The 25,680-nt window shown below is 42.7% G+C and carries 25 protein-coding genes; 11 read left to right on the forward strand and 14 right to left on the reverse strand.

Annotated features, from left to right (window positions below; all coding sequences use genetic code 11):
* Nucleotides 1-4 precede the first annotated feature (4 nt).
* The 5 genes from yccS (at nt 5) to ACED48_RS10085 (ending at nt 5,551) form a co-directional block, all read left to right on the forward strand.
* Nucleotides 5-2,188, forward strand: coding sequence for a YccS family putative transporter (gene yccS, locus ACED48_RS10065; RefSeq protein ID WP_017058528.1), 2,184 nt, complete (start codon nt 5-7; stop codon nt 2,186-2,188).
* A gap of 327 nt (nt 2,189-2,515) precedes the next feature.
* On the forward strand, nt 2,516-2,701 hold the full coding sequence (locus ACED48_RS10070; RefSeq protein ID WP_017058529.1) for a hypothetical protein: 186 nt from the start codon (nt 2,516-2,518) through the stop codon (nt 2,699-2,701).
* Between the two features lie 121 nt (nt 2,702-2,822).
* A complete protein-coding gene (locus tag ACED48_RS10075) occupies nt 2,823-3,143 on the forward strand; it encodes a hypothetical protein (protein ID WP_017058530.1) in 321 nt (106 codons plus the stop codon).
* A gap of 183 nt (nt 3,144-3,326) precedes the next feature.
* Complete coding sequence (locus ACED48_RS10080) at nt 3,327-4,586, forward strand: hydroxymethylglutaryl-CoA reductase (RefSeq protein WP_029627310.1); 1,260 nt, start codon at nt 3,327-3,329, stop codon at nt 4,584-4,586.
* Between the two features lie 53 nt (nt 4,587-4,639).
* A complete protein-coding gene (locus tag ACED48_RS10085; protein ID WP_017058532.1) occupies nt 4,640-5,551 on the forward strand; it encodes a LysR family transcriptional regulator in 912 nt (303 codons plus the stop codon).
* A 67-nt stretch (nt 5,552-5,618) separates the two neighbouring features.
* Here ACED48_RS10085 and ACED48_RS10090 read toward each other — a convergent pair whose 3' ends face one another.
* From ACED48_RS10090 to ACED48_RS10100, 3 genes are all read right to left on the reverse strand, one after another.
* Nucleotides 5,619-6,533, reverse strand: coding sequence for a YjjW family glycine radical enzyme activase (locus tag ACED48_RS10090; protein ID WP_029627311.1), 915 nt, complete (start codon nt 6,531-6,533; stop codon nt 5,619-5,621).
* A 41-nt stretch (nt 6,534-6,574) separates the two neighbouring features.
* Nucleotides 6,575-8,140 carry a YjjI family glycine radical enzyme gene (locus tag ACED48_RS10095; protein ID WP_017058534.1) on the reverse strand — a complete coding sequence of 522 codons (1,566 nt, stop codon included), beginning with the start codon at nt 8,138-8,140 and terminating at the stop codon, nt 6,575-6,577.
* Nucleotides 8,141-8,433: 293 nt separating this feature from the next.
* Complete coding sequence (locus ACED48_RS10100; protein WP_017058535.1) at nt 8,434-9,033, reverse strand: class I SAM-dependent methyltransferase; 600 nt, start codon at nt 9,031-9,033, stop codon at nt 8,434-8,436.
* Between the two features lie 161 nt (nt 9,034-9,194).
* Here ACED48_RS10100 and ACED48_RS10105 point away from each other — a divergent pair, with 161 nt between their 5' ends.
* The gene (locus tag ACED48_RS10105) at nt 9,195-10,073 is read left to right on the forward strand and encodes a LysR family transcriptional regulator (protein WP_017058536.1); all 879 of its coding nucleotides are present in this window, start codon (nt 9,195-9,197) and stop codon (nt 10,071-10,073) included.
* A gap of 61 nt (nt 10,074-10,134) precedes the next feature.
* Here ACED48_RS10105 and ACED48_RS10110 read toward each other — a convergent pair whose 3' ends face one another.
* The gene (locus ACED48_RS10110; protein WP_017058537.1) at nt 10,135-10,485 is read right to left on the reverse strand and encodes a hypothetical protein; all 351 of its coding nucleotides are present in this window, start codon (nt 10,483-10,485) and stop codon (nt 10,135-10,137) included.
* 348 nt (nt 10,486-10,833) lie between these two features.
* Here ACED48_RS10110 and ACED48_RS10115 point away from each other — a divergent pair, with 348 nt between their 5' ends.
* Complete coding sequence (locus ACED48_RS10115) at nt 10,834-11,730, forward strand: cation diffusion facilitator family transporter (RefSeq protein WP_017058538.1); 897 nt, start codon at nt 10,834-10,836, stop codon at nt 11,728-11,730.
* Between the two features lie 50 nt (nt 11,731-11,780).
* Here the strand turns inward: ACED48_RS10115 and yddG are convergent, their stop codons facing one another.
* Both yddG and yjjG read right to left on the reverse strand, forming a co-directional pair.
* Nucleotides 11,781-12,710, reverse strand: a complete 930-nt coding sequence (yddG, locus tag ACED48_RS10120) for an aromatic amino acid DMT transporter YddG (RefSeq protein WP_017058539.1) — start codon at nt 12,708-12,710, stop codon at nt 11,781-11,783.
* 176 nt (nt 12,711-12,886) lie between these two features.
* A complete protein-coding gene (yjjG, locus tag ACED48_RS10125) occupies nt 12,887-13,561 on the reverse strand; it encodes a pyrimidine 5'-nucleotidase (protein WP_017058540.1) in 675 nt (224 codons plus the stop codon).
* 207 nt (nt 13,562-13,768) lie between these two features.
* Here yjjG and ACED48_RS10130 point away from each other — a divergent pair, with 207 nt between their 5' ends.
* A complete protein-coding gene (locus tag ACED48_RS10130; RefSeq protein WP_017058541.1) occupies nt 13,769-13,930 on the forward strand; it encodes a hypothetical protein in 162 nt (53 codons plus the stop codon).
* A gap of 237 nt (nt 13,931-14,167) precedes the next feature.
* A complete protein-coding gene (gene yiaY / locus ACED48_RS10135; protein ID WP_017058542.1) occupies nt 14,168-15,316 on the forward strand; it encodes an L-threonine dehydrogenase in 1,149 nt (382 codons plus the stop codon).
* Between the two features lie 203 nt (nt 15,317-15,519).
* Here yiaY and ACED48_RS10140 read toward each other — a convergent pair whose 3' ends face one another.
* The 3 genes from ACED48_RS10140 to ACED48_RS10150 form a co-directional block, all read right to left on the reverse strand.
* Nucleotides 15,520-15,954 (reverse strand): YccF domain-containing protein, encoded by a 435-nt coding sequence (locus ACED48_RS10140; protein ID WP_017058543.1) that lies wholly within the window; start codon nt 15,952-15,954, stop codon nt 15,520-15,522.
* A gap of 556 nt (nt 15,955-16,510) precedes the next feature.
* A complete protein-coding gene (gene tdh / locus ACED48_RS10145; RefSeq protein ID WP_017058545.1) occupies nt 16,511-17,542 on the reverse strand; it encodes an L-threonine 3-dehydrogenase in 1,032 nt (343 codons plus the stop codon).
* A 109-nt stretch (nt 17,543-17,651) separates the two neighbouring features.
* Complete coding sequence (locus tag ACED48_RS10150) at nt 17,652-18,845, reverse strand: glycine C-acetyltransferase (protein WP_017058546.1); 1,194 nt, start codon at nt 18,843-18,845, stop codon at nt 17,652-17,654.
* A 517-nt stretch (nt 18,846-19,362) separates the two neighbouring features.
* Between ACED48_RS10150 and ACED48_RS10155 the strand changes: the two genes are divergently transcribed.
* Nucleotides 19,363-20,295, forward strand: coding sequence for a LysR family transcriptional regulator (locus ACED48_RS10155; protein WP_017058547.1), 933 nt, complete (start codon nt 19,363-19,365; stop codon nt 20,293-20,295).
* Nucleotides 20,296-20,344: 49 nt separating this feature from the next.
* On the opposite strand, the gene ACED48_RS10160 is transcribed toward ACED48_RS10155, so the two are convergent.
* On the reverse strand, nt 20,345-21,172 hold the full coding sequence (locus ACED48_RS10160; protein WP_017058548.1) for a LysR family transcriptional regulator: 828 nt from the start codon (nt 21,170-21,172) through the stop codon (nt 20,345-20,347).
* Between the two features lie 158 nt (nt 21,173-21,330).
* Between ACED48_RS10160 and ACED48_RS10165 the strand changes: the two genes are divergently transcribed.
* Entirely contained in the window at nt 21,331-21,519 is a 189-nt protein-coding gene (locus tag ACED48_RS10165) for a hypothetical protein (protein ID WP_017058549.1), read from the forward strand.
* Between the two features lie 244 nt (nt 21,520-21,763).
* On the opposite strand, the gene ACED48_RS10170 is transcribed toward ACED48_RS10165, so the two are convergent.
* From ACED48_RS10170 to ACED48_RS10185, 4 genes are all read right to left on the reverse strand, one after another.
* A complete protein-coding gene (locus tag ACED48_RS10170; protein ID WP_017058550.1) occupies nt 21,764-23,299 on the reverse strand; it encodes a PepSY domain-containing protein in 1,536 nt (511 codons plus the stop codon).
* A gap of 112 nt (nt 23,300-23,411) precedes the next feature.
* Complete coding sequence (locus tag ACED48_RS10175; RefSeq protein ID WP_017058551.1) at nt 23,412-23,762, reverse strand: hypothetical protein; 351 nt, start codon at nt 23,760-23,762, stop codon at nt 23,412-23,414.
* Nucleotides 23,763-24,069: 307 nt separating this feature from the next.
* The gene (locus ACED48_RS10180) at nt 24,070-24,465 is read right to left on the reverse strand and encodes a cytochrome b562 (protein WP_017058552.1); all 396 of its coding nucleotides are present in this window, start codon (nt 24,463-24,465) and stop codon (nt 24,070-24,072) included.
* A 166-nt stretch (nt 24,466-24,631) separates the two neighbouring features.
* Nucleotides 24,632-25,378, reverse strand: coding sequence for a phosphatase (locus tag ACED48_RS10185; RefSeq protein ID WP_017058553.1), 747 nt, complete (start codon nt 25,376-25,378; stop codon nt 24,632-24,634).
* Between the last annotated feature and the right edge of the window lie 302 nt (nt 25,379-25,680).

Consider the following 25,680-nt stretch of genomic DNA (forward strand, 5'->3'; position numbering starts at 1 on the left):
GACTGTGGACTTCTCTGTCAAATTACGCCTCTATTGGGCGAATAAAACCATCAATTACAGCGTGTTAATTCTCATCACTCTACTGGGTGTTGTTATTCCTGCTTGGTATTATGAACTAAACACACTCATCACGCCTTTAATTTTAGGGGTTATTGCTGCCGCACTAGCTGAAAGTGACGACAGCTTTACGGGCCGCTTAAAGGCACTCACTCTTACGTTTATCTGTTTTGCGATCGCCGCCTTTTCCATTGAGCTACTCTTCAACACACCTTGGTTGTTCGCATTAGGTCTTTTCGCATCAACATTCTCGTTCATTATGCTTGGCGCTATTGGACCGAAATACGCAAGTATCGCATTTGGCTCTTTGTTGATAGCCATCTATGCAATGCTTGGCGCCCACGAAAGCACTAACCTATGGTTTCAACCACTGCTGCTATTAACGGGGGCAGCTTGGTATTACTTTATGTCTATGATTTGGCAGATTATATGGCCAATGCAACCGGTACAGCAAAACCTTGCAACGGTATTTGATCAAATTGGAACCTACATGGACTCTAAAGCAGAGCTATTTTACCCTGTTTCTGACCTTATCCCTCAGCCACACCGCATTATCGAGGCCAAGCTGAATGCCAGTACCGTTAATGCACTCAACATGTGTAAAGCGACGTTGCTTAACCGCTCAAAGCGTGGACACATTGATGGCCCGAGTGACCGATTCTTAAATACTTATTTTATCGCGCAAGACATTCATGAGCGTGTGAGTTCCACCCACTATCGCTATCAAGAACTCGCGAAACATTTCGAACGATCTGATGTGTTGTTCCGCTTTAAGTATCTACTAGAGTCACAAGCAACCGCATGCAAAGAAGTGGCAAGTTCACTCAAGGTTGGGGCTGTGTACCAGCATGGCAATAAGTCTGTACTGGCACTTGATGAGCTGATGTCTTCACTCAATCATTTACACCAACAGAACAAGACAGAATGGAAACCACTGCTAAACCAACTAGGTTACTTATTCGATAACCTAGCAACCGTTGAAAAACAACTGTCGAATATCAGCAATCCAGACGCCGAAAAGTTAGAGGAAGGAGTCTTGGACGATACGAATCCACACACATTAACCGCAATGTGGCAGAAAATCAGAGCCAACCTACACAAAGATTCCATGTTGTTTCGTCACGCAATTCGGTTGGCAATCACTCTAACGCTCGGCTATGGCATCATCCAAGGCTTTGATATTGAACGTGGTTATTGGATCTTACTTACTACATTGTTTGTGTGCCAACCAAACTACAGTGCCACACGAAAAAAGCTGACGGCCCGCGTGATCGGAACTGTGGCTGGCTTGTTAATAGGCGTTCCACTACTGACCTTCTTCCCTTCTCAAGAAAGCCAGTTAGTATTCATTGTTATCAGTGGTGTTATGTTCTTTGCGTTTCGCATCAATAATTACGGCTTCGCAACAAGCTTCATCACATTGCTGGTATTATTCTGCTTTAATCAGCTCGGCGAAGGTTATGCCGTGGTACTGCCAAGGCTAGCGGATACGTTTATTGGGTGTGCCCTAGCCGTGCTCGCAGTGGTCTACGTGTTGCCAGATTGGCAATCAAAGCGACTGCACAAGGTCATGGCCGATGCTCTCGATTCCAATAAAAATTACTTAGACCAAATCATTGGCCAATACCGCGTCGGAAAAAAAGACACTTTGAATTATCGTATCGCTCGTCGTAGTGCACACAATAACGACGCTAATCTAACTCTGGTCATTAGCAGTATGCTAGCTGAGCCTGATAAATATCGTACTTCTGAAGACGATAGCTTTCGATTTCTGACCCTCAATCACGCTCTGTTGAGCTATATTTCTGCATTAGGTGCTCATAGAACTCGTATTGATGACGAATCCACACATAAACTTGTGTTGGATGCACATCGTGTCATACATGATCACCTCGACGCTCTGAATGACCAGCTCTATTCCTACCATGAGCAATGTGAAATCAAAAATACCTATGATCCTGAACTTGATAAGCGCTTGAGTGAATGGCGAGAAGAAGATGAGGGGTCTGTTAGAATGGTTCTACAACAGCTGCATTTAATTTATCGAATGCTTCCGGAACTGCATACTTTAGCGACCAAGTTTGCATTTAAAGTCAACATTAATAAATACATCAACAAGGAAACTTCTTGATGAACAAAGTGCTGTAAAAATAGACAGATAGCACCAATCGCTCAAATTTCAATCATTACGTATAGTTATATATTGCTCTACCAACCCCCAAAATAGGTAGAGCAACAACTTTCCTACCCTTGTTGTGAAAGGGCTGAATCGCTTTTACATTATAAATAATTTTTTGATTTTAACTGACAAAACTATAACTTTGCCTAACACTTCCCGGACAAAAAACGACCAAATAGATTTATAGTTGTCTTAATTTTAGGAAACTGCAAACTTCAAATAATATTCACTTAATCTTGTTTGATTTCCTGAATCAGTAGTCTATGCTCAACGAAGCATATGGATTTGAAGCAAGGTCACATTATGAATACACAACAATTTGAAGCGTTCAAACAACAGATACAGCATCTTAACCCGCAGCAATTAAAGGCGCTGCAAGGGGAGATCGATGGTAATCTTGAAACGGAAAAGCAAACTCTTCTTACCGATGAAGAGCTAAATGTACTAAACGACCTGTTCAGTTAATAGACAGACGTCACTATTTTAGCTTAAGTATACCGTTTCACTATAAATATCATTCCTTAACCATTGCGCTCAAAATATAGTCCACCTAGACTTAATCAATACGTCAATTAAAGGTTCTGCTATGTCGATATCTGGTATTCAATCTGGTTACGCCATTATTCAGCAGTCAACCAAAATGGCTGAAGAAGCCGCTATCGAGCTCAACCAAGCCTCCAAAAACGTTCCAAACTCCGATGATGCTTTCAAAAGCAGTGATCTCAGCTTTAACCAAGTAGAACCTGAGCAATCCACTTCGTTTAAAGACAAAGAACCAGAACCCGTTTCGCCCTCGAGTGATCCCTTACTCAAGCTGACCCAAAGTGCCAATTATAACCGTGTTGGTGCGAGTGTCGTTGATCGTCAAAACGAAGCTATCGGCAGTCTTCTAGACATCCATATCTAAACTACACTTACATTTCGTACTTTTTTGATGTTCTAAACCAGTTTGATTCAACGATTTTTGACGCTTTTTGACACGATAAGCACACAAACTGTAACTCATTATATCTGACGCTTGTTTCTGGCTTATTACTCGGTAGAATCAGCGCAAACCAATTTGCTGCACAAACTTCACTTCATACTATTTATGCCCAAACTAAATCTGCATCGCCGTGACTATGTTTCTATTTTAGGAGGCGACATCTCCGCAGACGAATTAGAAAAAAAGCTTCAACCTCACTTTGAAAAGCCAGTAAACAAGCTGACACCGAGCCCCTATCTGACAGAAAAAAACCTTACACGTCGCTGGGCGGCCCTTAATAACGCAGAATCACAACAAGAGCTGCTCGATACTCATACTGAAAGTCAGATTCAAGCTTATGAAAAAAACATCGAGCACTTTATTGGAACAGTGAAAGTGCCTGTCGGTATATCTGGCCCACTAAGAGTGAATGGTCTGTTTGCTGAGGGCGATTATTTGGTGCCGCTTGCAACGACGGAAGCTGCACTTGTTGCGTCTTACAACCGTGGTTCAAAGCTGATCACCGCTTGTGGTGGCGCAAGTGCGATGTTGCTCAATGAAGGTGTAACACGTACCCCTGGTTTTGCATTCCGAGGGTTAGTTGAAGCGGGACAGTTTGTTGCTTGGGCTGTTACTCAATATGAACAGTTTAAAGCCTTGGCAGAAGCCACCACTTCACATGGCAGACTTACCGACATCAATATCAACATCGAAGGCAACCATGTTTACTTGGTGTTTGAATTCCTAACTGGAGATGCTTCTGGTCAGAACATGGTGACAATTGCCACTAATGCAGTATTTGAGTACATCATAGAAAACACGCCGGTTAAACCCGAGCATGCTTTCCTTGATGGTAATTTGTCGGGTGATAAGAAAGCCAATACCCAAACCTTACGCAGCGTTCGTGGTAAAAAGGTAACCGCTGAAATCAATATTCCTGCTGAGGTTATCGCAAAGTATCTACACACCACACCAGAGAAGATGGTCCAATTTGGCCAAATGACTACAGTGGGTGGCGCTTTGAGTGGTACTATCGGTATTAATGCCCATTATGCTAATGCACTGGCTGCACTTTATATCGCTTGTGGCCAAGACGCGGCGTGTGTTGCTGAATCTGCGATTGGTATGACGCGTATGGAGCTAAATAAAGAAGGCGGACTTTACGCTAGTGTTACACTGCCGAACTTGATGCTGGGTACGGTTGGTGGCGGTACAAGCCTCCCTAGTCAAAAAGCTTGTTTAGATCTATTAGGGTTACATGGCAACGGAAAGTCACAAGCGTTAGCAGAAGTTTGCGCGGTGCTGTGTTTAGCAGGAGAACTTTCTATTGTCGGTGCTTTCTGTGCGGGTCATTTCTCGCGAGCTCATCACAAGTTAGCACGCTAATTTCGGTTACAAACCTTAAAACCTAAACTGTCCAAGTATTGAGTGAGTTGTAAATGGATTACTTACATTTATCGAGAGTGAACCTTAAGCACCTCACTGCACTTCATATTATGCTGGACACTCATAGTGTTACTCAAACTTCTGAACAGCTTTGTGTGAGCCCTTCAAGTGTGAGTAAAAACCTTTCTCAACTGCGTGACATCTTAGATGATGAGCTATTCTATAGAGATGGCACCAAGTTGATTCCGACACCATTTGCACTGAAAATCGCTCCTACTGTACATGCAATTCTAGCCAGTATGAACGGCTTACTTCATCAAAAAAGCTTTGCCCCGCAAGATTACCAAGGCAACTTTTCACTTTCGATGCGTGAAAGTACCTTTGAGGTGTTCGCCTCGAAGATAAGCAGAATAACGACGGAACTCGCCCCCAAAGCCAAGCTAACTATCTATTCAAAACAACAACTCGGCTTCGATGCATTATTAAGTGGCAAGATCAATTTGGTTCTACTGCCTCATGACATTTCTCAACCCCCGACAAACAACAAAGAATTAGTCTGGAAAACCATACTTCAAGATGAAATGGTTTGCTTGATGGGCGCATACCACCCACTTGCCCCACAGGAACTGACTATTGAAGGTTACTTAAACCATAAACATATTGGGATCCTAGACAACGAACTGTCTCAGCCTTACTTTGAACAAAATCTAGTTCAATGCCACCAGCCAAGAAAGGTGGCAATATCGGTAGCAGATTTCGGTGCTGCGGCGGTGTTATGTCACCACACACCGTTCTTGTTCACTTGCTCTAAACAGTGGGCTGAAAATGCAAAACAAGCACAAGGCTTAGTGAGTAAGCCACTTCCTTTTGATTACGGTAAGGTGGCGTACAGCCTAGTATGGAACAAACCAAACATGAATGACCAAGCGATCAAATGGCTGTGTGACTTGTTCTTAGAAGCCTAGGATTGTGCTAGAAGCAGATCTAACTAACGAGACTAGTATTTATAAAAGACTCGATTTTAATAAAAGATTAGGTATAAACCTCAGGTGTTTGTATCGGCCTTTGAACGATAGCGTAGAGCTTGTCGTGAAAGCTCTGCATTTGTTGCTCTGTACATTTAGACCACTCTAATGCTTCACCAATTACGCCATGATGTTGAAAGGCATTCAATCGAATACGAACATCACTTGGCAAGCCTTTTAAGTAATAACCGACCTGCTCTACCTCAATCTCGAGGTCACTTTTATTGGGGATATGCAGCAACCTAACTTCGTGTAGTTTTCCTTTATCTGCAAGGTAGTTAATGGTTTCAAACACCCTATGATTCCCTCTGCCAACTAACCATAGATGGGTTTCCGATTGCCATGACTTTAAGTCAATCATCGCGCCATCAAGGAAAGGCAACACTTTTTCCCACCCTTGTTGTGGCAGCGAACCATTACTGTCAATAAAACACGTTAAGTGTGCTAACTGCGAATCGATTTTGATTGCTTGAAACAATTCGATAATAAACGGCAGTTGCATGGTCGCTTCACCGCCCGAAACGGTAATACCACTCAAGAAAAATTGATTGTGCCTAACGAGTTCAAGTACCTCCGAGACCGTCATCGATGTAATTCTCGGACTCGATTTATGATTACAGATATCAATGCACTGATCGCAATTGGTACAGGCAGACGGAGCCCACTTCACTTTTCCATCAACAACGCTTAATGCACCGCTTGGACACCCGCTGACGCAGTCACCACAATGATTACAGTGATTAATGGTGTGTGGGTTATGACAAGTAATACAATCAAAATTACAGCCTTGTAGAAACAGTACTAGACGATTTCCCGGCCCATCAACACAAGAAAAGGTCAGCACACGGCTGACCTTCGCTTGTTTTTCTGTCTTATTGTTATTAACCCTAGCCATTTGAGTTGTTAGATCAGAAATTTTCATTATTGATATTGTTTGGTTATGGATATAGTTAGATTAAGGTTTTATTCGTACATTGGCGACATCTCTAAGCTCGCCACACGAGGTTTACGCTCTAAGATACCCGTGTTCTTCGCAGCTTCGGCTCCTAAGAAAGTCGTGTAAGTGCGAGAGCCTCGCTCGTCATATTTAGCAATGTCTGAAAGCTTAATCATGTAACCCGTCACACGAACCAAGTCGTTTGATGCCACGTTAGCGGTAAATTCACGGTAGCCCGCTTGAATCGCGCCTTTACACAGGTTGAACATCGCTTCAGGGTTAGATTTGACTGTTTCCTCGATGGTCAGAATGTCACTGATACCCGAGGTGTAAAACTTGTGGTGATCTGCTGTAGCACGAACGTAAGCGACAGGATCTGGCTCCGTACCATAAGGAATACGTACACCTGGTGTTACATCTTCATCTAAGCTGATACCGCCTTGAGCGTGCAACAGAGCCCTGCCTTCAAACCCATAATTCACTTCAGAGCTATCAACGATCTCTGCCAGTTTTTCAGAGATACGGTAACCGAGTTTATTAGCCTGTTCATCGTGGCCATAGCGCCCTGCTTTGCCTTCTTTTTCCATCAAGATGTTAACGGCTTCCGCCATGCCATAAATACCAAACATTGGAGCAAAGCGATTTTCTTCAATAAGGCCCTCTTTGGTCAGAAAGCCTTCAAAAAAATGAGACTCTTCATGCAAGAAGCGACTACGCGCGTTCATCAGTTCGACCATGATGCCACTGTAGTTAGGCAATACGTGTTGTAAGAAGTCATCACTATCCTGACACTTCAACGCCACTTGCTTAAGGTTCATACGCACTAAGGTGTTTGAACCACCCGCTAAAGGCAGAGAGTTATAGCAGCTTACAATGCCAAAACGCTTGTCGCCGTAAGCTTCGGCATGCGCTGGATAGTTGGCAATGTGCGGTTTACTGCATTCACAGATATTGCTCGCCGCGTGACGAAGCAGATCATCAGGAGTGGCAGTTGGGTCATACATAAAGGTCAGGTTTGGCGCGATCTGCTTCAGTTCAGCATCTACGCGCAAAATCGTACGGCAAATAATATTATCTGTCGGGCCGATATTGACGTGCATAAAGGCATCTGGCAGTGTGCGATCCAGCATGATCCAGAACAGCTTAAGCTTTTGATAAACTTCCTCTTTCGTTAAGTCGCCAACGAAAGGCATCAATACATCGTCCAGTTGACCTAAGTAAACCGGAATGGAAGTCACTGATGGAACGTGATGATAAAGGATGGTCAGCATATTCAATGCTTCGTCGAAATTAGTTGCCGCGCTAAGCTCTAAATACTTTGAGCCTTGATGTAAGTATTTAGAATAGTCTGGAAGTACATAGCGCGGCTTAAATGGGGCGTGACCTTCAAACATGTCACATAGCACACCTTCTTGTAAGGCTTGCTCTACTTCATTGCTTACCGACATATACGGCAGGCTCGCTTCAGCTTCTAAGGCAAGATAGTGCGATTTCTGTTTTGGAGACAGATTGGCATCTGAAATGATAGTGCTAAAGCGTTGTTGTTGATCTGAAAGTGGTGAAGAAGTAGATGGCGCAGGCTGGTGGCTCATGATTAAACCCTCTATTTTATTATGGGTTTATTCTACACCTATATTTTAAGTTTCCACTAATGAAAGGTATGAAAGACTATATTTCCAAAATGGAAATTCGGTATTATTGAATAGAAAAATAATGAAAGCTAAACGAATAAATAACAGAGTTCTGTAAGTACAAATCTAGTCATTGGTCTTGAAACACAAACGGGTCAAAACAAAAAACCCACATAACTGGTCATGGGACCGTTAATGTGAGCTTTGTTATTTATAGTTCACGCTATAGAGAAAGAGACGAGCGACAGTATCTGTTAAAGGTGAGGGAGCACTTGTTTACGACCAACCCCCATCAATACCTTTAAAGGTCCTTGCGGAGTGTCAATTGAGAACGGTGTTGATACTTCAACAACAGAGAAACCAGCAGCACCTAGAACATTTTTTGAACGATCTAGACTGATGCCATAATCTTCATCGTCGTTTTCAAGGTGCCAATCCCAGTGAACAAAAATGCCATCGTTTTCGAGCAACGTATAAATCAAACTGACAGTGTCTTGTAAATTCGGAATAAAACCACATACCGAAGACGCTACGACTACATCAAATTGATTTCTGAAGGCTGGATGCTGCGCCGCAAGCCCGCGCGATAGAATATCGACAACAGCTTCAACATTGGTTAGCTCTTTTTTATCTAGCTCTTCGATCATCCCTTCAGAGATATCAAGCGCGATGACCTCTTTTGCAAAAGGAGATATTTTTTGGCTGAGTAGTCCTGTACCACAACCAAAATCAAGGACACGGGTTCCGTTCAAATCAACGAGCTGTGTCAACTGGTCAAATACGGACTGTGCAAATACTACAGTTGCGGGATCTTTATCCCAGTCAGGTGCGTACTCGTCCCATTGTTTCGCCATCATGGCCTCCATCTTTACTTCTTGTAGGTTCGGAACACGCACAGAATAAACCAAATTAGCCAATTCGTCATAGAGTTATCATGCAAAGATGGACTATTTCTAAGATAGTCAGCACAATATTCAGATAATATGTGCCTACTCCCGCTCAATATGGAAATGAAATGAACCTTTCTCAAGTCCAAGCCTTTTGTTCTGTTGCTGATTTAGGATCCGTCTCTGAAGCTGCACGTCAGTTAGAATGCAACCGAACTAAACTTAGCATGTCGATTAAAGCCTTAGAGAAAGAGTTAGATATCGAACTGTTTGTGCGCAGCGGAAACCACGTTGAGCTTTCTGAAGCAGGCAAAGCCATCTATAAAGATTGCGAAGGCATTTTGGTGACGGTAGCTCGCATTAAGCAAACTTGTCTCTATGTATCAGGTGAATTCAATGCTGAGATATGGATAGCTCGCGACGATTCATTACCCGATGCAATGTGGCAGGACTTATCCCATGCACTCAACAAGAAGTATCCTTCCACCTCATTCAACTTCGTTCTTGCATCGAGTGGTGACTTAGCCAACCTAGTCGAAACCCAGCAAGTCGATTTCGCGTTTGGTGTCGATTACGAGCGTGTTGATGATCCAAGAATAATCTACAACCCACTTGGTAAGATTAGAATGATGTCTGTATGTAAAAAAGGACACGACCTGAGTGTGATGCGACGTGTATCTGATGAAGTGTTGAGAAATTCGATGCAAGTAACAATGGTTTATCTCAATGAAAAAGATAACCCTGAGCTTGAGCCCTTCTCGCGTCGCCACATCGGCTTTTCTAGCTTCGACTTTATGTTGGATACTATTCTACGTGAAAACGCTTGGGGCGTATTGCCTGAACCATTGATTCGCCACTTACTTCGTGAACAAGAGTTGGCTGTTATTAAGCATACTTACGGTCTAACGCAAGAAGATTACTGTATGTTTACAGCTGCGGGAATGGCTGAGCATCCAGGTATGAGTTGGTTAGCGGATCAAATCAGTGATTATCTATTTGATTTCTAGGCTACCAGGTTTTTTTCTATCTCAATACGTAAAATTATACGACAGCTAACACGCCCTCTCCTTAGAAAACCATAACGTGATCAACCATGTAACGTCCATCTTCTTCAACCAGTACCATTTCGGCGACAAACTCGCCTTTAGCAATGGTATACGCTTGCTTCCAAACAAAGGCGATGGAATCAGATCGTCTGAATAGCGCAACTGGCTCACGTTCAGCAAAAAATCCGTTGCTGTGCTGATAATAGCGACACACCTTTTCCAGATATTCAGGCGTAACAATATCCTTCATCCTCTGCGTAAAATCTCGGCTGTGCTGTGCATGATCAATTTTTGTTGAGCCCTCCATCAGGTTATCCATAATTGGTTTAGCAATGCCCCATAATTCACTATCGCTAAGATTGTCAAACTTCATATTTACCCATTCCTTTGAAATTCATACCATTTCGTTAAAGCTTGAACAATTTATTGATCGCACTATAACCCTGAGCCTTTATTGGAGTATCGCTTAATTTTCTAGAGCTATACAACATTTGCCAACGATATGTTTTATTAATCATAAATGTTCCCATTTCAGTTGTGCTGAATCATCAACAAACACTCATCGTCAATATAATTGGCACCACAAGTAAACCTTAACTATTTGAATTTTAATGGTTTATACTTAAAGATTAGATAAAAACTGTCAACTTCACTATATAAGGTTTGTAAAGTTAGCTCAATATCAGAACAATGAGGCTATTAAAAACATCTGGAAAATTTTATGTGTGACAGGAAAAGCCAAAACGAAAATCGAGTACTATTATTCTCAGCCCTTTTAGCATCAGGCTTCGCTATTGGCGGATTGGTGTTGGGTCTTATCGTTGGCTCTCTGGTCATAGTCTTTGACGGTGTCTACTCTCTTATAAGCTTACTGTTAACTTTATTGTCACTAGCTGCTTCAAAATACATTAATCGCCCTTCAGATAGAGAGTTCCCGTTCGGTCGAGCTATCATAGAACCGATTGTTATTGCGATAAAAGCCCTAGTCATTCTGCTTGTGGTTGGTTACTCACTTTACTCTGCGATTGGTGCCCTTATGACGGGTGGCCGTGAAGTTGATACTTCTATCGCAACTCTGTTCGGTATTCTCAATGTATTAGGTTGTGGTTACGCTTGGTGGTACATCACCAATAAGAGCAAAAGTATCTCTTCCGGCCTGATTCAAGCCGAGTCAAAACAATGGCAAATGGATACATTGTTGAGTGTGGCTGTAACCGCGGGGTTCGTAGTTGCTTGGCTAGTTACTTTTTCTCCACTGTCAGCATATGCGGCTTATGCCGACCCAGTGATGATGTTGATCATGTCTTTCTACTTCATCAAAGTCCCGTTTGACATGTTGCGCGAAGCAATGCGTGAACTTCTAATGATGTCGGCAACCAAAGACATTTGTGACGCGGTCGATAAGAACGTTGTCGAGGTAAACAAAGAAGCGGATCAAAATTTAGAACTGATGGGGGTGACTAAAGTTGGCCCAGAACTCAGAATTAACGTTGATATTCATACCAACGACCAACAAGCAATTGCGTTCGATGATATTGAACGAACGCGCCGCAAACTTAAGCGACGCTTATCTAAGATGCCTTATGAGCTTCAATTGAACCTCAATGTCGCGAGTTAAGCTTTTACCTAACAAATGAGGACAAACCTCACGTACAAAGTGAAATCAGATTAAAGGGAAGATTGAACCTCTTTAGAAGCCGACACCTTTGATGTCGGCTTTTCTCTGGTTACCCACCAGCAAGCGAGCGAACCAATCGTCACCATACACACGCCCTGCCAAAACGTGATGCTCAATGACAAACCGAGAATCACGGAAGACAGTAAGGTAGAGAAGATTGGCGTAAAATACGACATGGTCGCCAGAAACATCATATTGCCACCTAATATTGCTGTATTCCAAAGTGCGTAACCTGCTCCCATACAAGCCCCAGCAAGCACTAAGTCAATCGCCGCACTCGTTGTCATTACCATGCCGGTTTCATCACTCAGTGCATATTTAATCCACAGGGTGACCGCGGTAGCGATAAAGAAAAACACAATCGCATTTTGACCTTTAGCAACCCGTTGGGTGTAATTGCAATACACAGCCCAAATAATTGCTCCGAAAAATGCCATTGAATAGGTTTTAGGATTCGTCGCAATATTAGCCGCGATTTGGTCGACCGAAAGCCCCTGATCGCCGCTGATGCTCCAAGCCACGCCAAAAAATGCCAAGAAGATACTTGGATAAACTAACCAGTTGATCTTTTTATCGCTCAACAATACCGCAAACAACACTGTCAGTGCTGGCCAGAGGTAATTGATCACCGCCATTTCTAAGGCTTGATGTCGATTGTTTGCCATTCCCAAAGCCAAAGCCAAGAAGATCTCGTAGCAAACAAATAAAGCACCGCCTATCAACAAGTATGACTTAGAAAAGCGCGACGGCTTAGGTAGTCCCATAACACAAACCAACAACAGGGAGCTCACCGTATAAAGACTGGCTGCGCCACCAATGGGCCCCAGTTGTTCTGAAACGCTACGAGACAGTGCAATTAAGCAGCTCCAAAGTAAAATGGCAGTAATACCGTAGCAGCTATAGCGATGAGATTTCAGCACGCCTCTTCCTTATATTCATTGCCTTGGTTCTTCAGGGCCAAGCATCAGGGCCGACTGTGCTTCAACGCTGCAATCTATGCTTTAAGCTAGATGATAAACCAGTAGAAAAATTAACCGAGCACATGCTGGTACTCGGTTGTCGATAATTAACTCATAAAGTCAAAACTAGCAGGCGGTTATGCTAGTAGAAGCGTTTGTAGGTCAGCCAGAGAGCGAACCTGATAGTGAGGGTTAATCCCCGCAGGTGTCGCTTTCTCTTGGCTATTCAGCCAACAAGTCTCAATACCAAAATCCAAACCACCCAAAATATCAGAGTGTGGGTTGTCCCCTACCATCAATATCCGTTGCTTCGATGGCAATCCGATCAGCTTATGTGCATGTTCAAAAATTTCGGCGTCTGGTTTTGCGACACCAACTTCTTCAGAAATGATCACATGGTCAAAATAGCCTGTCATTCCTGTTCGCTCTAAACGGATCGATTGTAGCTCTGTGAAGCCATTAGTGATTATGCCCATATTCACTTTGCCTTTTAACGACTCCATCAACTCTTTGGCACCAGGAAGCAGAGAACAAATGTCCGCCATTGCGGCTAAAAATGCACTGTTTAACGCTGTCGTTGTTGTCTCTAACTTTGCCGCCCAGCTTTCAAAACGCGCATGCTTCAGTTGAGCTGCCGTGATACGACCATCTTGGTAATCTACCCATAATGGTAAATTAACCTCTTGATAAACTGAATAATCCTGTTCGCTAAAGTCAACACCAAAACGGGAAAACATCAACTTCATCCCTTGAAAAGCATCAAAGTGAAACAAGGTTTCATCCGCATCAAAGAATATCCAATCGTACTTCATTTTATGTCCTCTTACTCGCACTGTTTTGTCGTTGTTTTTATCGTTGCCTCAAAGGGCGGGTCATCACTTTACTCTCAATTTTGTGAGTCTGTATATAAATCTAATAATTTATAGAAAACAAGTCGCAAGTCATGATATATCGCAAATTCTGCCACATATTAAACCAATACCATACAATAAAAATCCATTTAAGTACCGGGAGGTACTATGAAGCACTTCTTGCCATCATCCGTAATGCTTACTCCTTTTGTGGTCAAACACTACGATGAAGAACCAAATAAAAATGAAAATCCAGAAACAGAGCATAAGAACAGTTCAAACCAATGTAAAACGAGTTTGACATCTTCTAAAGCAGACGAATCAAACTAATGATACTCATTTGTTAGCCACTCAATTGACCATCACCTCAACATATTCTTCTTAATTTAGTTTTTTCTGTTGATAGTAAACTCACATAAAACCATAAAAACGATTGTCATATGCATCAAATTTAATACATAATCACAAAGTGGTAGTTCGGGGTCAAGCTTATCTAAGATCGAAGGTTTTCCTAATATTACCAACAACATAGAACAAATAAAAAACTATAATTAACGGAGTTTCCCAATGTCTAGCGCGTTTTACATCCCTACAATAAACTTCATGGGTACCGGCTGTTTGAAAGATGCTGCTGATAGCATTCAGTCTCAAGGCTTCAAAAAAGGTCTGATCGTTACGGATAAGATTCTTAACCAAATTGGCGTGGTAAAGCAGGTACAAGAGCTTCTTAGTCAACGTAGCGTTGACGCAGTTGTCTTCGATGGCACCCAACCAAACCCAACCATTACTAACGTTAATGACGGTCTTGAGCTACTTACAGACAATGATTGTGACTTTGTTGTTTCTCTCGGAGGTGGCTCTCCTCATGATTGCGCAAAAGGTATTGCTCTTATCGCATCTAATGGTGGCAAAATCTCAGATTACGAAGGTGTTGATCAGTCTGAAAAACCAATGATGCCATTAATTGCTATCAATACCACAGCAGGTACTGCATCTGAAATGACACGCTTCTGCATCATCACTGATGAAGAGCGTCACATTAAGATGGCTATCGTAGATAAGCACACAACGCCGCTTATCTCAGTAAACGATCCTGAACTGATGCTTGCTAAACCAGCATCACTAACGGCTGCAACTGGTATGGACGCGTTAACACACGCAATCGAAGCCTACGTTTCTATCGCAGCAACGCCAATCACAGACGCAGTAGCCATTAAAGCTATTGAGCTTGTGCAAGCGAACCTAAGAACAGCCGTAACGCACGGCGAAAACATTGACGCTCGAGAGCAAATGGCTTACGCACAGTTTATGGCAGGAATGGCATTCAACAACGCTTCTCTTGGCTATGTTCACGCAATGGCGCATCAACTGGGTGGTTTCTATGACCTTCCACACGGTGTATGTAACGCTATCTTGCTTCCACACGTTCAACGCTACAACGCGCAAGTTTGTCCAGAGCGTCTACGTGACGTTGCGAAAGCAATGGGCGTAAATGTTGAGGGAATGTCACCGAAGCAAGGCGCAGACGCAGCAATTAACGCAATTGTTCAATTAGCGAATGATGTAAATATCCCAACAGGCATCGCACAGTTAGGCGCAAAACTAGAAGATATTCCAACCCTGTCAGACAACGCACTGAAAGACGCATGTGGTTTCACTAACCCTAAACAAGCCACGCACGAAGAAATTTCAGCGATCTTCGAAGCAGCGATGTAGTCTAGCTACACGTCACTTGTTCTAAAAACAGGTAAAAACAAACACAAACGGGCTCACCTTCTGAGCTCGTTTTCTTTTATCAGTCGTATCACATCAGCCTTCGCCTCCGGCATCGTCGAATTAGATACTAGATAGACACTACGACGTAAAAAATCACATCATACGATGTGCTTTTCAGTTCAATTAAGGCGTAGACTACAATCTTAACCTTTGTAGTTTCTTACTCGCACCGCTTCTGCTTCACGTTTATCGACAACCGTCTTACCGATTGGCGCCAGTGAGATAACCGCTAACTTTAAATGCTGGATAGCAAACGGAATACCGATGATCGTAATGAAGCACGCCACTGCTGACATGATGTGACCCATCGCAAGCCAGATTCCCGCAAATAAAAACCAAATGATATTCCCAATCACACCTAACGGACTCGTGCCTATATCCATCTCATTAGTCAGTTCATCACGCGAAATCGCTTCTTGTCCGAATGGGAAGAAAGAGAAGTTTCCCATTACAAAACACGCTCTGCCCCAAGGGATACCAACAATGGTGAGGAATGCAAGTAGCCCAAAGAACCACCAAGCCAGTCCCATAAATACACCACCAAACAGAAACCAAATGATGTTTCCTATTGTTCTCATTCTGTATTCTCCAAATTTTTTTATGCGTTTATTTCATATGCCGAGTGAGGCAATGTCTATTGTAATAAGTTCATTATTATTGAGCCTTTATGAACCACTCATGAATCACCTACACTTTATATTTTTGACGCGCACCAAGGAACTCCATAACCATATAGGTATCAACTATTTTATTTGATACCATAAATATACAACTAGAACCTTCTGTTAAACAGCGCACCACGCTAATTCATCCATGGCGTACCCAGCAGTGCAAACACTACAACTAATTTAAGGCCTAATTTATGAATAACCCTAAGCAACCTAAAAAGAAAATGAAAAACTGGGTGCCTATCGTCTTTTTCGCACTTCTGAGTACAGTTCCTGTGTTCATGTTTTTAGTCGACGTGTACATCAACCAGTATATGTAACAGAATCTGCCATCCCATCTGAGTAACAATGGATACAATAATTATGTGCTGTATTCACCTCAACTAACTGACAGTTGTTCTCGTTTAAAAACAAAAAAGGCGACAGTATCAACTATCGCCTTTTTGTTATTGATTAGCTGTTAAGCTTATTCCCAGTCTAAAATTACCTTACCAGACATACCAGATCGCATCATGTCGAAGCCTTTCTGGAAGTCGTCCACTTTGTAGTGGTGAGTAATGATTGGTGTTAGATCTAGGCCAGACTGGATTAGTGACGCCATCTTGTACCAAGTTTCGAACATCTCACGACCGTAGATACCTTTGATAACCAAGCCTTTAAAGATGACTTGGTTCCAGTCTACTGCCATGTCTGATGGTGGAATACCTAATAGAGAGATCTTACCGCCGTGGTTCATGTTAGTCAGCATGCTGTTGAACGCAGATGGATTACCAGACATTTCTAGGCCTACATCGAAGCCTTCAGTCATGCCAAGATCAGCCATTACGTCTTCAAGCTTCTCTTCCATCACGTTTACTGCGCGAGTCACACCCATTTTCTTAGCAAGATCTAGGCGATATTCGTTTACATCAGTGATTACAACGTGACGAGCACCAACGTGCTTAGCAACAGCTGCAGCCATGATACCGATTGGGCCAGCACCAGTAATTAGCACGTCTTCACCTACTAGGTCAAAAGAAAGTGCTGTGTGTACTGCGTTACCAAACGGGTCAAAGATTGAAGCTAGATCGTCAGAGATTTCTGCAGGGATCTTAAATGCGTTGAACGCAGGGATCACAAGGAACTCAGAGAACGCACCAGTGCGGTTAACACCAACACCTGTTGTGTTACGACAAAGGTGAGTACGGCCACCACGACAGTTACGACAGTGACCACATGTGATGTGACCTTCGCCAGATACACGGTCGCCGATTTCAAAACCACGAACTTCTTGGCCGATGCCAACAACTTCACCCACGTATTCGTGACCTACTACCATAGGTACTGGAATTGTGTTTTGTGACCACTCATCCCAGTTGTAGATATGTACGTCAGTACCACAAATTGCAGTTTTCTTAATACGGATAAGAAGATCATTATGACCCATTTCAGGTTTTTCAACCTCGGTCATCCAAATGCCTTCTTCAGGCTTAAGCTTAGAAAGTGCTTTAATTTTCATAATGTTACCTAGTTCATCTCGCCTAACTGTAAGGCGAGAATCAAAAATCTATATGTTCTATTGGGTGTTGCTCTATCTAATTAAAGGATGCCGTGGCACCCCTTTAAAATTAGATGATGCCCATGTCTTTACCAACTTGGATGAACGCATCAATTGCGCGGTCTAGTTGCTCACGAGAATGTGCAGCAGACATTTGCGTACGGATACGAGCTTGGCCTTTTGGTACTACAGGGAAAGAGAAACCTACAACGTAGATGCCTTTCTCTAGTGCGCGCTCTGCGAACTCAGCCGCTACTTTTGCATCACCAAGCATGATTGGGATGATTGCGTGATCTGCACCGCCCATAGTGAAGCCAGCTTCTTCCATGCGAGTACGGAAGTGAGCAGAGTTTTCCCATAGTTGAGTACGTAGGTCGCCAGATTCCGCTAGGAGATCTAGAACGCGAATAGACGCAGATACGATTGCAGGTGCAACAGAGTTCGAGAATAGGTATGGACGAGAACGCTGACGTAGCCAGTCGATCACTTCTTTCTTACCAGAAGTGTAACCGCCTGAAGCACCGCCCATTGCTTTACCAAGTGTGCCAGTGATGATGTCGATACGGTCTACAACGTTGTGGAACTCGTGAGTACCCGCGCCGTTTTCGCCCATGAAGCCCACAGCGTGAGAATCATCAACCATTACTAGTGCTTCGTACTTGTCAGCAAGATCACAGATAGCAGGAAGGTTAGCCACTACGCCGTCCATTGAGAACACACCGTCAGTTACGATTAGTGTGTGACGAGCGCCCGCTTCTTTAGCAGCGATAAGTTGCTGCTCTAGCTCTTCCATGTTGTTGTTCGAGTAACGGAAACGCATTGCTTTACATAGACGAACACCATCGATGATAGATGCGTGGTTTAGTGCGTCAGAGATAATTGCGTCTTCTTTACCTAGAATCGTTTCGAACAAACCAGCGTTTGCATCAAAACAAGATGTGTAAAGGATAGTGTCTTCTTTACCTAGGAACGTAGAAAGCTTTTGCTCTAGTTCTTTGTGAGAATCTTGAGTACCACAGATGAAACGTACTGAAGCCATACCAAAACCGTGCTGATCCATACCATCTTTAGCCGCTTCGATAAGAGCTGGGTGGTTAGCAAGACCTAAGTAGTTGTTTGCACAGAAGTTTAATACTTCTTCACCAGTCGAGATAGAAACCGCTGCTTTTTGTGCAGAAGTAATAATGCGCTCAGACTTGTAAAGACCTTCTTCTTTAACTTCTTCGATTTGAGTTTGAATCTGTTGGTAAAATGCAGAAGACATTGTCTCATTCCTTCCTAGTTATTATTCAGCAGCATCGCGCGCCGCATTATGTAGGGATATAAATGATCTCAACACGATCATTTACACTGTAAAACTTATGCCTATATTCTAGTTGAACATCCCCGATCCGATTATCCCTTTAGTTGGAAAAACATTAATGAATCACAGGCATCAATCATTGTTCATCCCAGTGACACAGGGCACATTAACGCCCTTAACTTGCTCTTTTAAACGCCAAATCTCCTTTAATTTCCCTCTAATTTCGCTTTCATCTCAAAACGATATAGTGATGATTCTCCGCTGCTCTCAGAATTTGCGGCCGTTACGCCGCTATGCAAATGAGCAGATAAGCAGATAAGCAGATAAGCAGATAAGCAGATAAGCAGATAAGCAGATAAGCTTCAAACACATCAATCTATCAGAGCAATCACGCTAAGCAATTAATGAAATTGATTCACAAATCCAAGCAAATCGCTCACAATCACTTTACGCTCATCGCCGAAACTCGTGGATACTTATGGTCAACCCTAAACTCATCGCCCTACTTCCAGATCTCGCCTCATTCATTTTAGTGGTAAATGAAGGGAGCTTTACTGCGGCAGCAAAACAGTTAGGGGTAACACCTTCAGCCTTGAGTAAACTCATCACTCGCTTGGAAAAAGCACTGTCGGTGAAACTGTTTGAACGAACCACTCGTACCCTTATCATCACCCAAGCAGGTCAGTTGGTATACGATCAGAGCGTGGTGATGATCAACGCGGCGCAACAAGCCGTTGAGCTTTCAACCTCCGACCATACTGAACCTGCGGGCTCTATAACGGTAGCAGCGCCTGAGGCGTTCTTAAACTCAGTGCTACAGCCTTTTGTTGTTCCATTCTTAAGTCAATATCCAGAGATCCAGCTCAAGTTAAGAGCGGCTGATGGCGACATTGATATTTTACGTCAAGGTATCGACATCGCTTTCCGCCTGACCGATAAGCCCGACGAAAGCTTAGTATTGAAAGAGTTAGGAAAAACAAACCTCGTGTTGTGTGCAAGCCCTGACTATTTAGATGCCAAGGGGATTCCTCACCACCCTACCGAGCTGTCTGAACACGACTGTTTGTATCTTGCAGAGACAGACAAAGACCACATTTGGGATTTTCTCAAAGATGACGAATTTTACACAGTACCCGTCAGTGGGCGTTACGCGATAAACCACTCGCAGATGCGACTTAAAGGCGTGAAAGAAGGTCTAGGTGTAGGTATTTTCCATGACTTCGTGATTCAAGATGCGTTGTCTGAAGGCTCTGTTGTGCAAGTGCTAGAAGATTGGACCATCAAGAGTAACTACCATGGTGCTATCGCGATGCAGTTTGCTCAAACCAAGTACATGCCCGCTCGACTGCGTGTATTCATTGATTACGCCATGGAGCACTTGGGTGATAAGTTAGCCAGGGAACTAAAGTAATATTGATAGAGATCTGCTGCTCACAATGTCAGACTAACTAAAAGGATTATTAATTCAAAATCCTATCCAGTTCCATTCTAATAAATGCTGAAATTTCGACCAACTTTCTCGGCAGTGGATTTTGGTAAGGGTAGGCAATATACATGGATCTTTCTGTGTCAAAAACCTGCGTAATATGGATGTTCTTATTTATTTGACTTCCTTTCATAAGATAATTCGGAATCACACCCACGCCTACGCCTTTAGAAACAAAGTTCATTAGAATAGATGTATTATCAACTTCAATTACATCACTATACCTCTGCTTTATCTCCTCTTTATTAGAGTGTCTTTTATAAATTAATAACGTGTTATTTTTAGTATTATCAATTTGTGAGATTACAATATCATTATAATTTCCAACTTCATGTGCAATCAATGTTTCATCAACAACGTTATTTAGTCTAATTGCAATATCGATATTGCTTTCCAATAAATTTTCAACATTATTATTTGATGATACTTCAAAGTTCACGGCTGGGTATCGTTCTTTCAGGCCTTTAAGAATTTCACCGAAAATAGAAGAGGCGACTGAGTTAGGCATTGTTATTTTAAATTTCCCACCAATACAATCACTAAGTGATTTCGCTCTGTAATTCAACGCTTGTAAATTATCTAAAGCTTCGATGGCAAGCTCTTTGATACTTTCTCCGTGATCAGTCAGAACGAGTTTTCTTGTTGTTCTGTGAACGAGTGTCACTCCAATTTGCTTCTCTAAGGCTGCTAGTTGACGACTGACTTGAGCCTTCGACTTTCCCAGTTCCTTGGAAGCCTCCGTCAAGGAAAGGTGCTTACAAACTGCTGCAAAGCAGATTAGTTCATTGTTCATCAATTCCATGATTGTTACCTATTTGCAACTCTGGGTCACGTTGTATTTAAAATGTCTTCTTAGTATAACTACATTTAGTCGAAGGGGGGAAGTGGCATTAGAAATAATATTCAAGTAATAGACATATTTTAAAAATTAAATCCATAAACTATATACGGGTACATACCATGAAAAAAGAAAAACAAATTTCAAAAAAATTATATAACTTGATAGATAACATTATAAAATTTTATACAAAAGTTTTTGTTACGCTATTTGGTGATGAAATCAATTTCCGTCACAACAAGGATAAAATCAATGTTCGAAACACATCTGATTTTAGTGAACACATGAAACGAGACCTTGGTTTAGATTAATTGATCAATTTACTTCACTAAATAAAAATACACCATTTAAACTTCAATATAGTTTCTTATGTGTTAATGCGTAATGTCACAAACATTGTCGCAACTCCTGATGGACCACAGCGAGAACGGTGTTAATTATCATCGTCTATCAGTTAGAACTAATTTTCTATTAAAAAAATCAAAGTTGAACATATGCTCTTAATCATGAAACTGACCCTCTCAAACAAAGAAGGTCAGTTTGTGTATCAATTAACTAATTAAGAACAGTTTTGAACTTTTCAACACGCGAAAACAGCAGCCAATCCAACAGCATCGCAGCCACAATCGTTGCACCCGCAAGTGGAAACAGTACTGAAATAACAACGACTGTGCCTAAGCCTGCTTTCCATAAGCCAGCATCACCGAACTTAGGTGGCGTGCCAAGCTTACGTTGGCCTGAAGGTCTGCGCATCCACCACATCACTCCGCCAGTCACCGAAACAACAATAAACGCCAAGCAGAACAGAGCGTTTAGAAGCTTATTGATGATACTGATGTCACCTTGGTGCAGAGAAATACCGACCGCTAGTGTCTTAGCGATGATATTGTAATCCTGCCATGTGACTTCACCGAGAATACGGCCTGAGTATTGGTCTAGGTGAGTAGTACGATCCTGAGTAGGATCGACGATATCACCGCCCATGGTATTCGCAGTCACCGTGTAAACACCGGTTTCTGAACGCGGGAAATTCACCTTGTATTGAGTGAAACCAAGTGAGTGCGCTTTTTGGATAACATCATCAATCCCGAAACTGCTTGCTGACATCACATGTTGAGAGTGGTCTTCGCCCATCTTAGAGTGATCATGAGGTTCAGATGCCTCTTCCACGTGATGTACATGTTCTGCAGGCTTATCTTGAGACAACGGCATCGGTGCCTGTTCTAGATTCCATGGAAGTTCTTCCTCTGAGCCATGGTTAAGCGATGTGTGCGTCTTATCAGACAGCGGAATGTCATCCCACATTTGAGCAGGGAAAGTGCTCCATGCTTGAACTAATTTACCGCCCCAGAAGCCTGTCCAAGCTAATCCTGAGAGAATAAACAGCAGTAGGATGAGAGATAACGTGCCACCGATGTTTGCATGTAAATCACGCAAAAGCACACGTGGGCCAGATGAAACTCTCAGTTTGAGAAATCCAGCACGGCTCGCGTTGTCTTGTGGCAGCCACAAGTAGATACCGCTGACAAGAAGCAGAATCGATAAGCTGATTGCGACTTCAATGAGGTAATCCCCCCAATCGCCAATCAATAATGTGCCATGAATATCATTCGCGAGTTCGTAGAGGCTTTCACTACGTGGGACTTCACCGACGACTTCGCCAGTATATTGATTCACAGTTGCGAAAACCGACGTGCCATCTTCCAGAGATACTGAAAATCGGTTCGCCAAACCCGGCACTTTGCTCGGAGCAAACTGCGTCACCGAACCTTGTGGGTATTGAAGTTGTACTGCCGTTAGCTGTTGTGAAACCTTGACAGGTTCGCCCGATACTACAATCTCAATCGCATCGTGATGGAAAGCGAGTTCGATTTCATCATCAAACAGCATCACCAAGCCAGTAATGCTCAACATTAACATAAACGGGATAACAAACAGCCCAGCATAGAAGTGCCAGCGCCAGGTTAGAAAATAGAGGATTTTATGCCGTTCTTTGCTTTTTATATTGGTTTCCGAACCGGTTGTTGCACTGCTTTTAGATTGCGAAGTTGCTTGTGCTTTCGCAGAGGTTTGAGATTCATTTCTCAACATTATGGTTTCCTTTGACATACACAAACTTACCTTCTGAAAAATCAGAAAGTAACTTGAGCATGGTTAACTTTACTTAATACTTTATTTTTTTAATTATTCTGGTGAGTTAGGTTTAAGCAAGATCAAAGGGAGGGCCACGTGGAGCTTGCCTCGTGTAGCGTTCACTTAGAGCCAAAAAAGCGTAGCTGTCTGAGACAATAGAACTCAATCGAGTTGTCAGTAGTGTAGTTGGAAGTTCGTCTTGGTGAAACGTGGAAAAATGGCTAAAGGGACACGGCTTACCTTTGTGAGTATTGGGTTCACCCTCTTCAATTTGAACCAGTTCAAAGCCGTTGACCGTACATAACGACGCCCATACTCCCGCACTATTACCATGAGCATTGATAACAGGCATTAGTGTTACTAACACCCAGCTTAATGCTGTGGCAAGTAACATTGGGAAGTTAAACGAGGTTCGGCGCATTATTCCTAATCTTTATAAATTTTCCTTATTATGAGGCACTTGGAATATAGGTAAACGTAAAGATTAACAGCAAGTTAAAAAATTGAAGCTAACGCACACTCTTTTTAGTTAAAAACGGGCTACAACGGAAGAGCCAAGAAAATGTGACGAAACTCTACATAACAAACTGTTTATAAAAAAGACAATAAAAAACGCCGCCTTACACCTTCCTCTAAAGAAGGGAATGTGAGGCGGCGTTTTAGAAATCGAATCTTGAGGTTTTGCTCTTTGTTACGTATCGAGCGAGCAAACGCTCATGATTTACGAATTAGCCGAAGATCTTGCTCCAGATGCTTGGGTTACGCTTCTCATGGTACTCTTCACGAAGGCCATCGATAGTGCGAAGTTCTTGCTGTGCAGAAGCAAAGTCACCTTGGTCTAGCTTTTGCTCAATGTTATCAATTGATGCGCTGATCTTTTTAAAACCTTCCATGAAGTGTTCTTCTTTCTCAATTGGGTAAACACCCGTTTTCAGTTCTGCAACTAACGTGTCTATGCGTACGATAGGCTTTTGCATCTCTTCAATGCTTTGAGCTTCTGCCGCTTGTTTGAATGCAAGCTTCATTTCTTGCATATTTTTCTTAAGGTCGACATTAGCAAAAGCGTTGCCAGACAATACTGAAGCAGCGATTAAACCAGATAAAAGGATTGAGCGAGTTTTCATTATTTCTCCAAGTGAAGCGGTGTCTTCGAAGATAGCGCCATCGTTATTGTGGCACTTTGACTTTATTATTTTCGGCTAGTGTATACAAAAATCTACCGGGTACAAAAATTGATTGTGCCGAAATGCAAACTAGCTAGCTAATTACTAAAAATTATCGGGCCTTCCATCACTCAAATACCGAAAACTCGGTGATAGATTGACGACCGCGCAGAGCTAAAAAGGCTAAGAATTGCTGTGGTGAATGGGTAACGACCTTGCTCGAATCGACGCCCACCTCATCAAGTAGTGAAGACACGAGATCCAACCCGCCTACATCTAAGCAGAAGTGGGCATCGCTTCCGGTAGTAATAAAAGCCCCTTTCGCTTTCGCAATTCTCGCGATCTCGAAACAGCGGTCGACACTACCAACACGGCTATTGCCTTTGAGTGTAGTGTTATTAATCTCGATTGCGACGTTATGTTGGGCTGCGCATTCAATCACAGGTTCGAAATCGAAATCAAAATTTGGGTTCCCTAAGTGGCCAAGTGCATCAATTCGACCGCCCTTAATCACATTCAACAAAGCCTCTGTATGAGTTGCGACATCCGACGGACGAAACACTGGCTCGTGGAAGCTGGCTATCACCCAATCCAGGTTCTTATCAACACTAGGATGAATATCGATTTCCCCTTGTGTGTTCATGATGTTTGATTCCACGCCGCGGACAATCGCAACGTCTTCGATAAAACGAGGAAGTACACGCTGATTACTGAAGAACCAATAGTGTGGCGCGCCCGGCATCGACTCTGAGTGATCGGTTGTACAAAACATTGTTAAACCGTTTTGCTTCGCCGACTTTGCGTTTTCGATCAGCGTGCTGTAAGCGTGACCACTCGCGTACGTGTGGGTATGGGTATCTACTTTTAGTTCCATGAATCAATGCCTCTAGCTTGGTCTCTAAACGTTTTTCAAAAAGGTATCCCTGATGTCGCTTCCTGAAAAGGAGTGCCTCGTGGCAACAATTTAACCAGTTTATCAGTTGAAAGTGACAATTAGCACCTAAGCATAGAGCCTTTTGTTTACTTCATACACCCTGTGGTTAGACATTGAGCTATCCAAATTTTATATAGGCTACCTCTAGAACGCTTCCTCTCATCAACGTATAACCGTACAAACTTGGTAATTACACCAATTTTTTGCAACCTACCCAAGTTCGTCAATACTTATACAAGTTA

The organism is Vibrio sp. 5S239, assembly GCF_041439575.1.
Lineage (GTDB): Bacteria > Pseudomonadota > Gammaproteobacteria > Enterobacterales > Vibrionaceae > Vibrio > Vibrio kanaloae.

Bases quoted from the DNA above. Each gene is read 5' to 3' on its own strand.
- ACED48_RS10175 (WP_017058551.1), bottom strand. From the start codon at position 23,762: ATGCGCCGAACCTCGTTTAACTTCCCAATGTTACTTGCCACAGCATTA.
- ACED48_RS10155 (WP_017058547.1), top strand. From the start codon at position 19,363: ATGGTCAACCCTAAACTCATCGCCCTACTTCCAGATCTCGCCTCATTC.
- ACED48_RS10150 (WP_017058546.1), bottom strand. From the start codon at position 18,845: ATGTCTTCTGCATTTTACCAACAGATTCAAACTCAAATCGAAGAAGTT.
- ACED48_RS10180 (WP_017058552.1), bottom strand. From the start codon at position 24,465: ATGAAAACTCGCTCAATCCTTTTATCTGGTTTAATCGCTGCTTCAGTA.
- ACED48_RS10095 (WP_017058534.1), bottom strand. From the start codon at position 8,140: ATGAGCCACCAGCCTGCGCCATCTACTTCTTCACCACTTTCAGATCAA.
- yjjG (WP_017058540.1), bottom strand. From the start codon at position 13,561: ATGAAGTACGATTGGATATTCTTTGATGCGGATGAAACCTTGTTTCAC.
- ACED48_RS10110 (WP_017058537.1), bottom strand. From the start codon at position 10,485: ATGAAGTTTGACAATCTTAGCGATAGTGAATTATGGGGCATTGCTAAA.
- ACED48_RS10080 (WP_029627310.1), top strand. From the start codon at position 3,327: ATGCCCAAACTAAATCTGCATCGCCGTGACTATGTTTCTATTTTAGGA.
- ACED48_RS10085 (WP_017058532.1), top strand. From the start codon at position 4,640: ATGGATTACTTACATTTATCGAGAGTGAACCTTAAGCACCTCACTGCA.
- ACED48_RS10100 (WP_017058535.1), bottom strand. From the start codon at position 9,033: ATGGCGAAACAATGGGACGAGTACGCACCTGACTGGGATAAAGATCCC.
- ACED48_RS10160 (WP_017058548.1), bottom strand. From the start codon at position 21,172: ATGGAATTGATGAACAATGAACTAATCTGCTTTGCAGCAGTTTGTAAG.
- ACED48_RS10165 (WP_017058549.1), top strand. From the start codon at position 21,331: ATGAAAAAAGAAAAACAAATTTCAAAAAAATTATATAACTTGATAGAT.
- ACED48_RS10075 (WP_017058530.1), top strand. From the start codon at position 2,823: ATGTCGATATCTGGTATTCAATCTGGTTACGCCATTATTCAGCAGTCA.
- ACED48_RS10185 (WP_017058553.1), bottom strand. From the start codon at position 25,378: ATGGAACTAAAAGTAGATACCCATACCCACACGTACGCGAGTGGTCAC.
- yiaY (WP_017058542.1), top strand. From the start codon at position 14,168: ATGTCTAGCGCGTTTTACATCCCTACAATAAACTTCATGGGTACCGGC.
- ACED48_RS10105 (WP_017058536.1), top strand. From the start codon at position 9,195: ATGAACCTTTCTCAAGTCCAAGCCTTTTGTTCTGTTGCTGATTTAGGA.
- ACED48_RS10170 (WP_017058550.1), bottom strand. From the start codon at position 23,299: ATGTTGAGAAATGAATCTCAAACCTCTGCGAAAGCACAAGCAACTTCG.
- ACED48_RS10140 (WP_017058543.1), bottom strand. From the start codon at position 15,954: ATGAGAACAATAGGAAACATCATTTGGTTTCTGTTTGGTGGTGTATTT.
- ACED48_RS10130 (WP_017058541.1), top strand. From the start codon at position 13,769: ATGAAGCACTTCTTGCCATCATCCGTAATGCTTACTCCTTTTGTGGTC.
- ACED48_RS10090 (WP_029627311.1), bottom strand. From the start codon at position 6,533: ATGAAAATTTCTGATCTAACAACTCAAATGGCTAGGGTTAATAACAAT.
- tdh (WP_017058545.1), bottom strand. From the start codon at position 17,542: ATGAAAATTAAAGCACTTTCTAAGCTTAAGCCTGAAGAAGGCATTTGG.
- ACED48_RS10070 (WP_017058529.1), top strand. From the start codon at position 2,516: ATGGATTTGAAGCAAGGTCACATTATGAATACACAACAATTTGAAGCG.
- ACED48_RS10115 (WP_017058538.1), top strand. From the start codon at position 10,834: ATGTGTGACAGGAAAAGCCAAAACGAAAATCGAGTACTATTATTCTCA.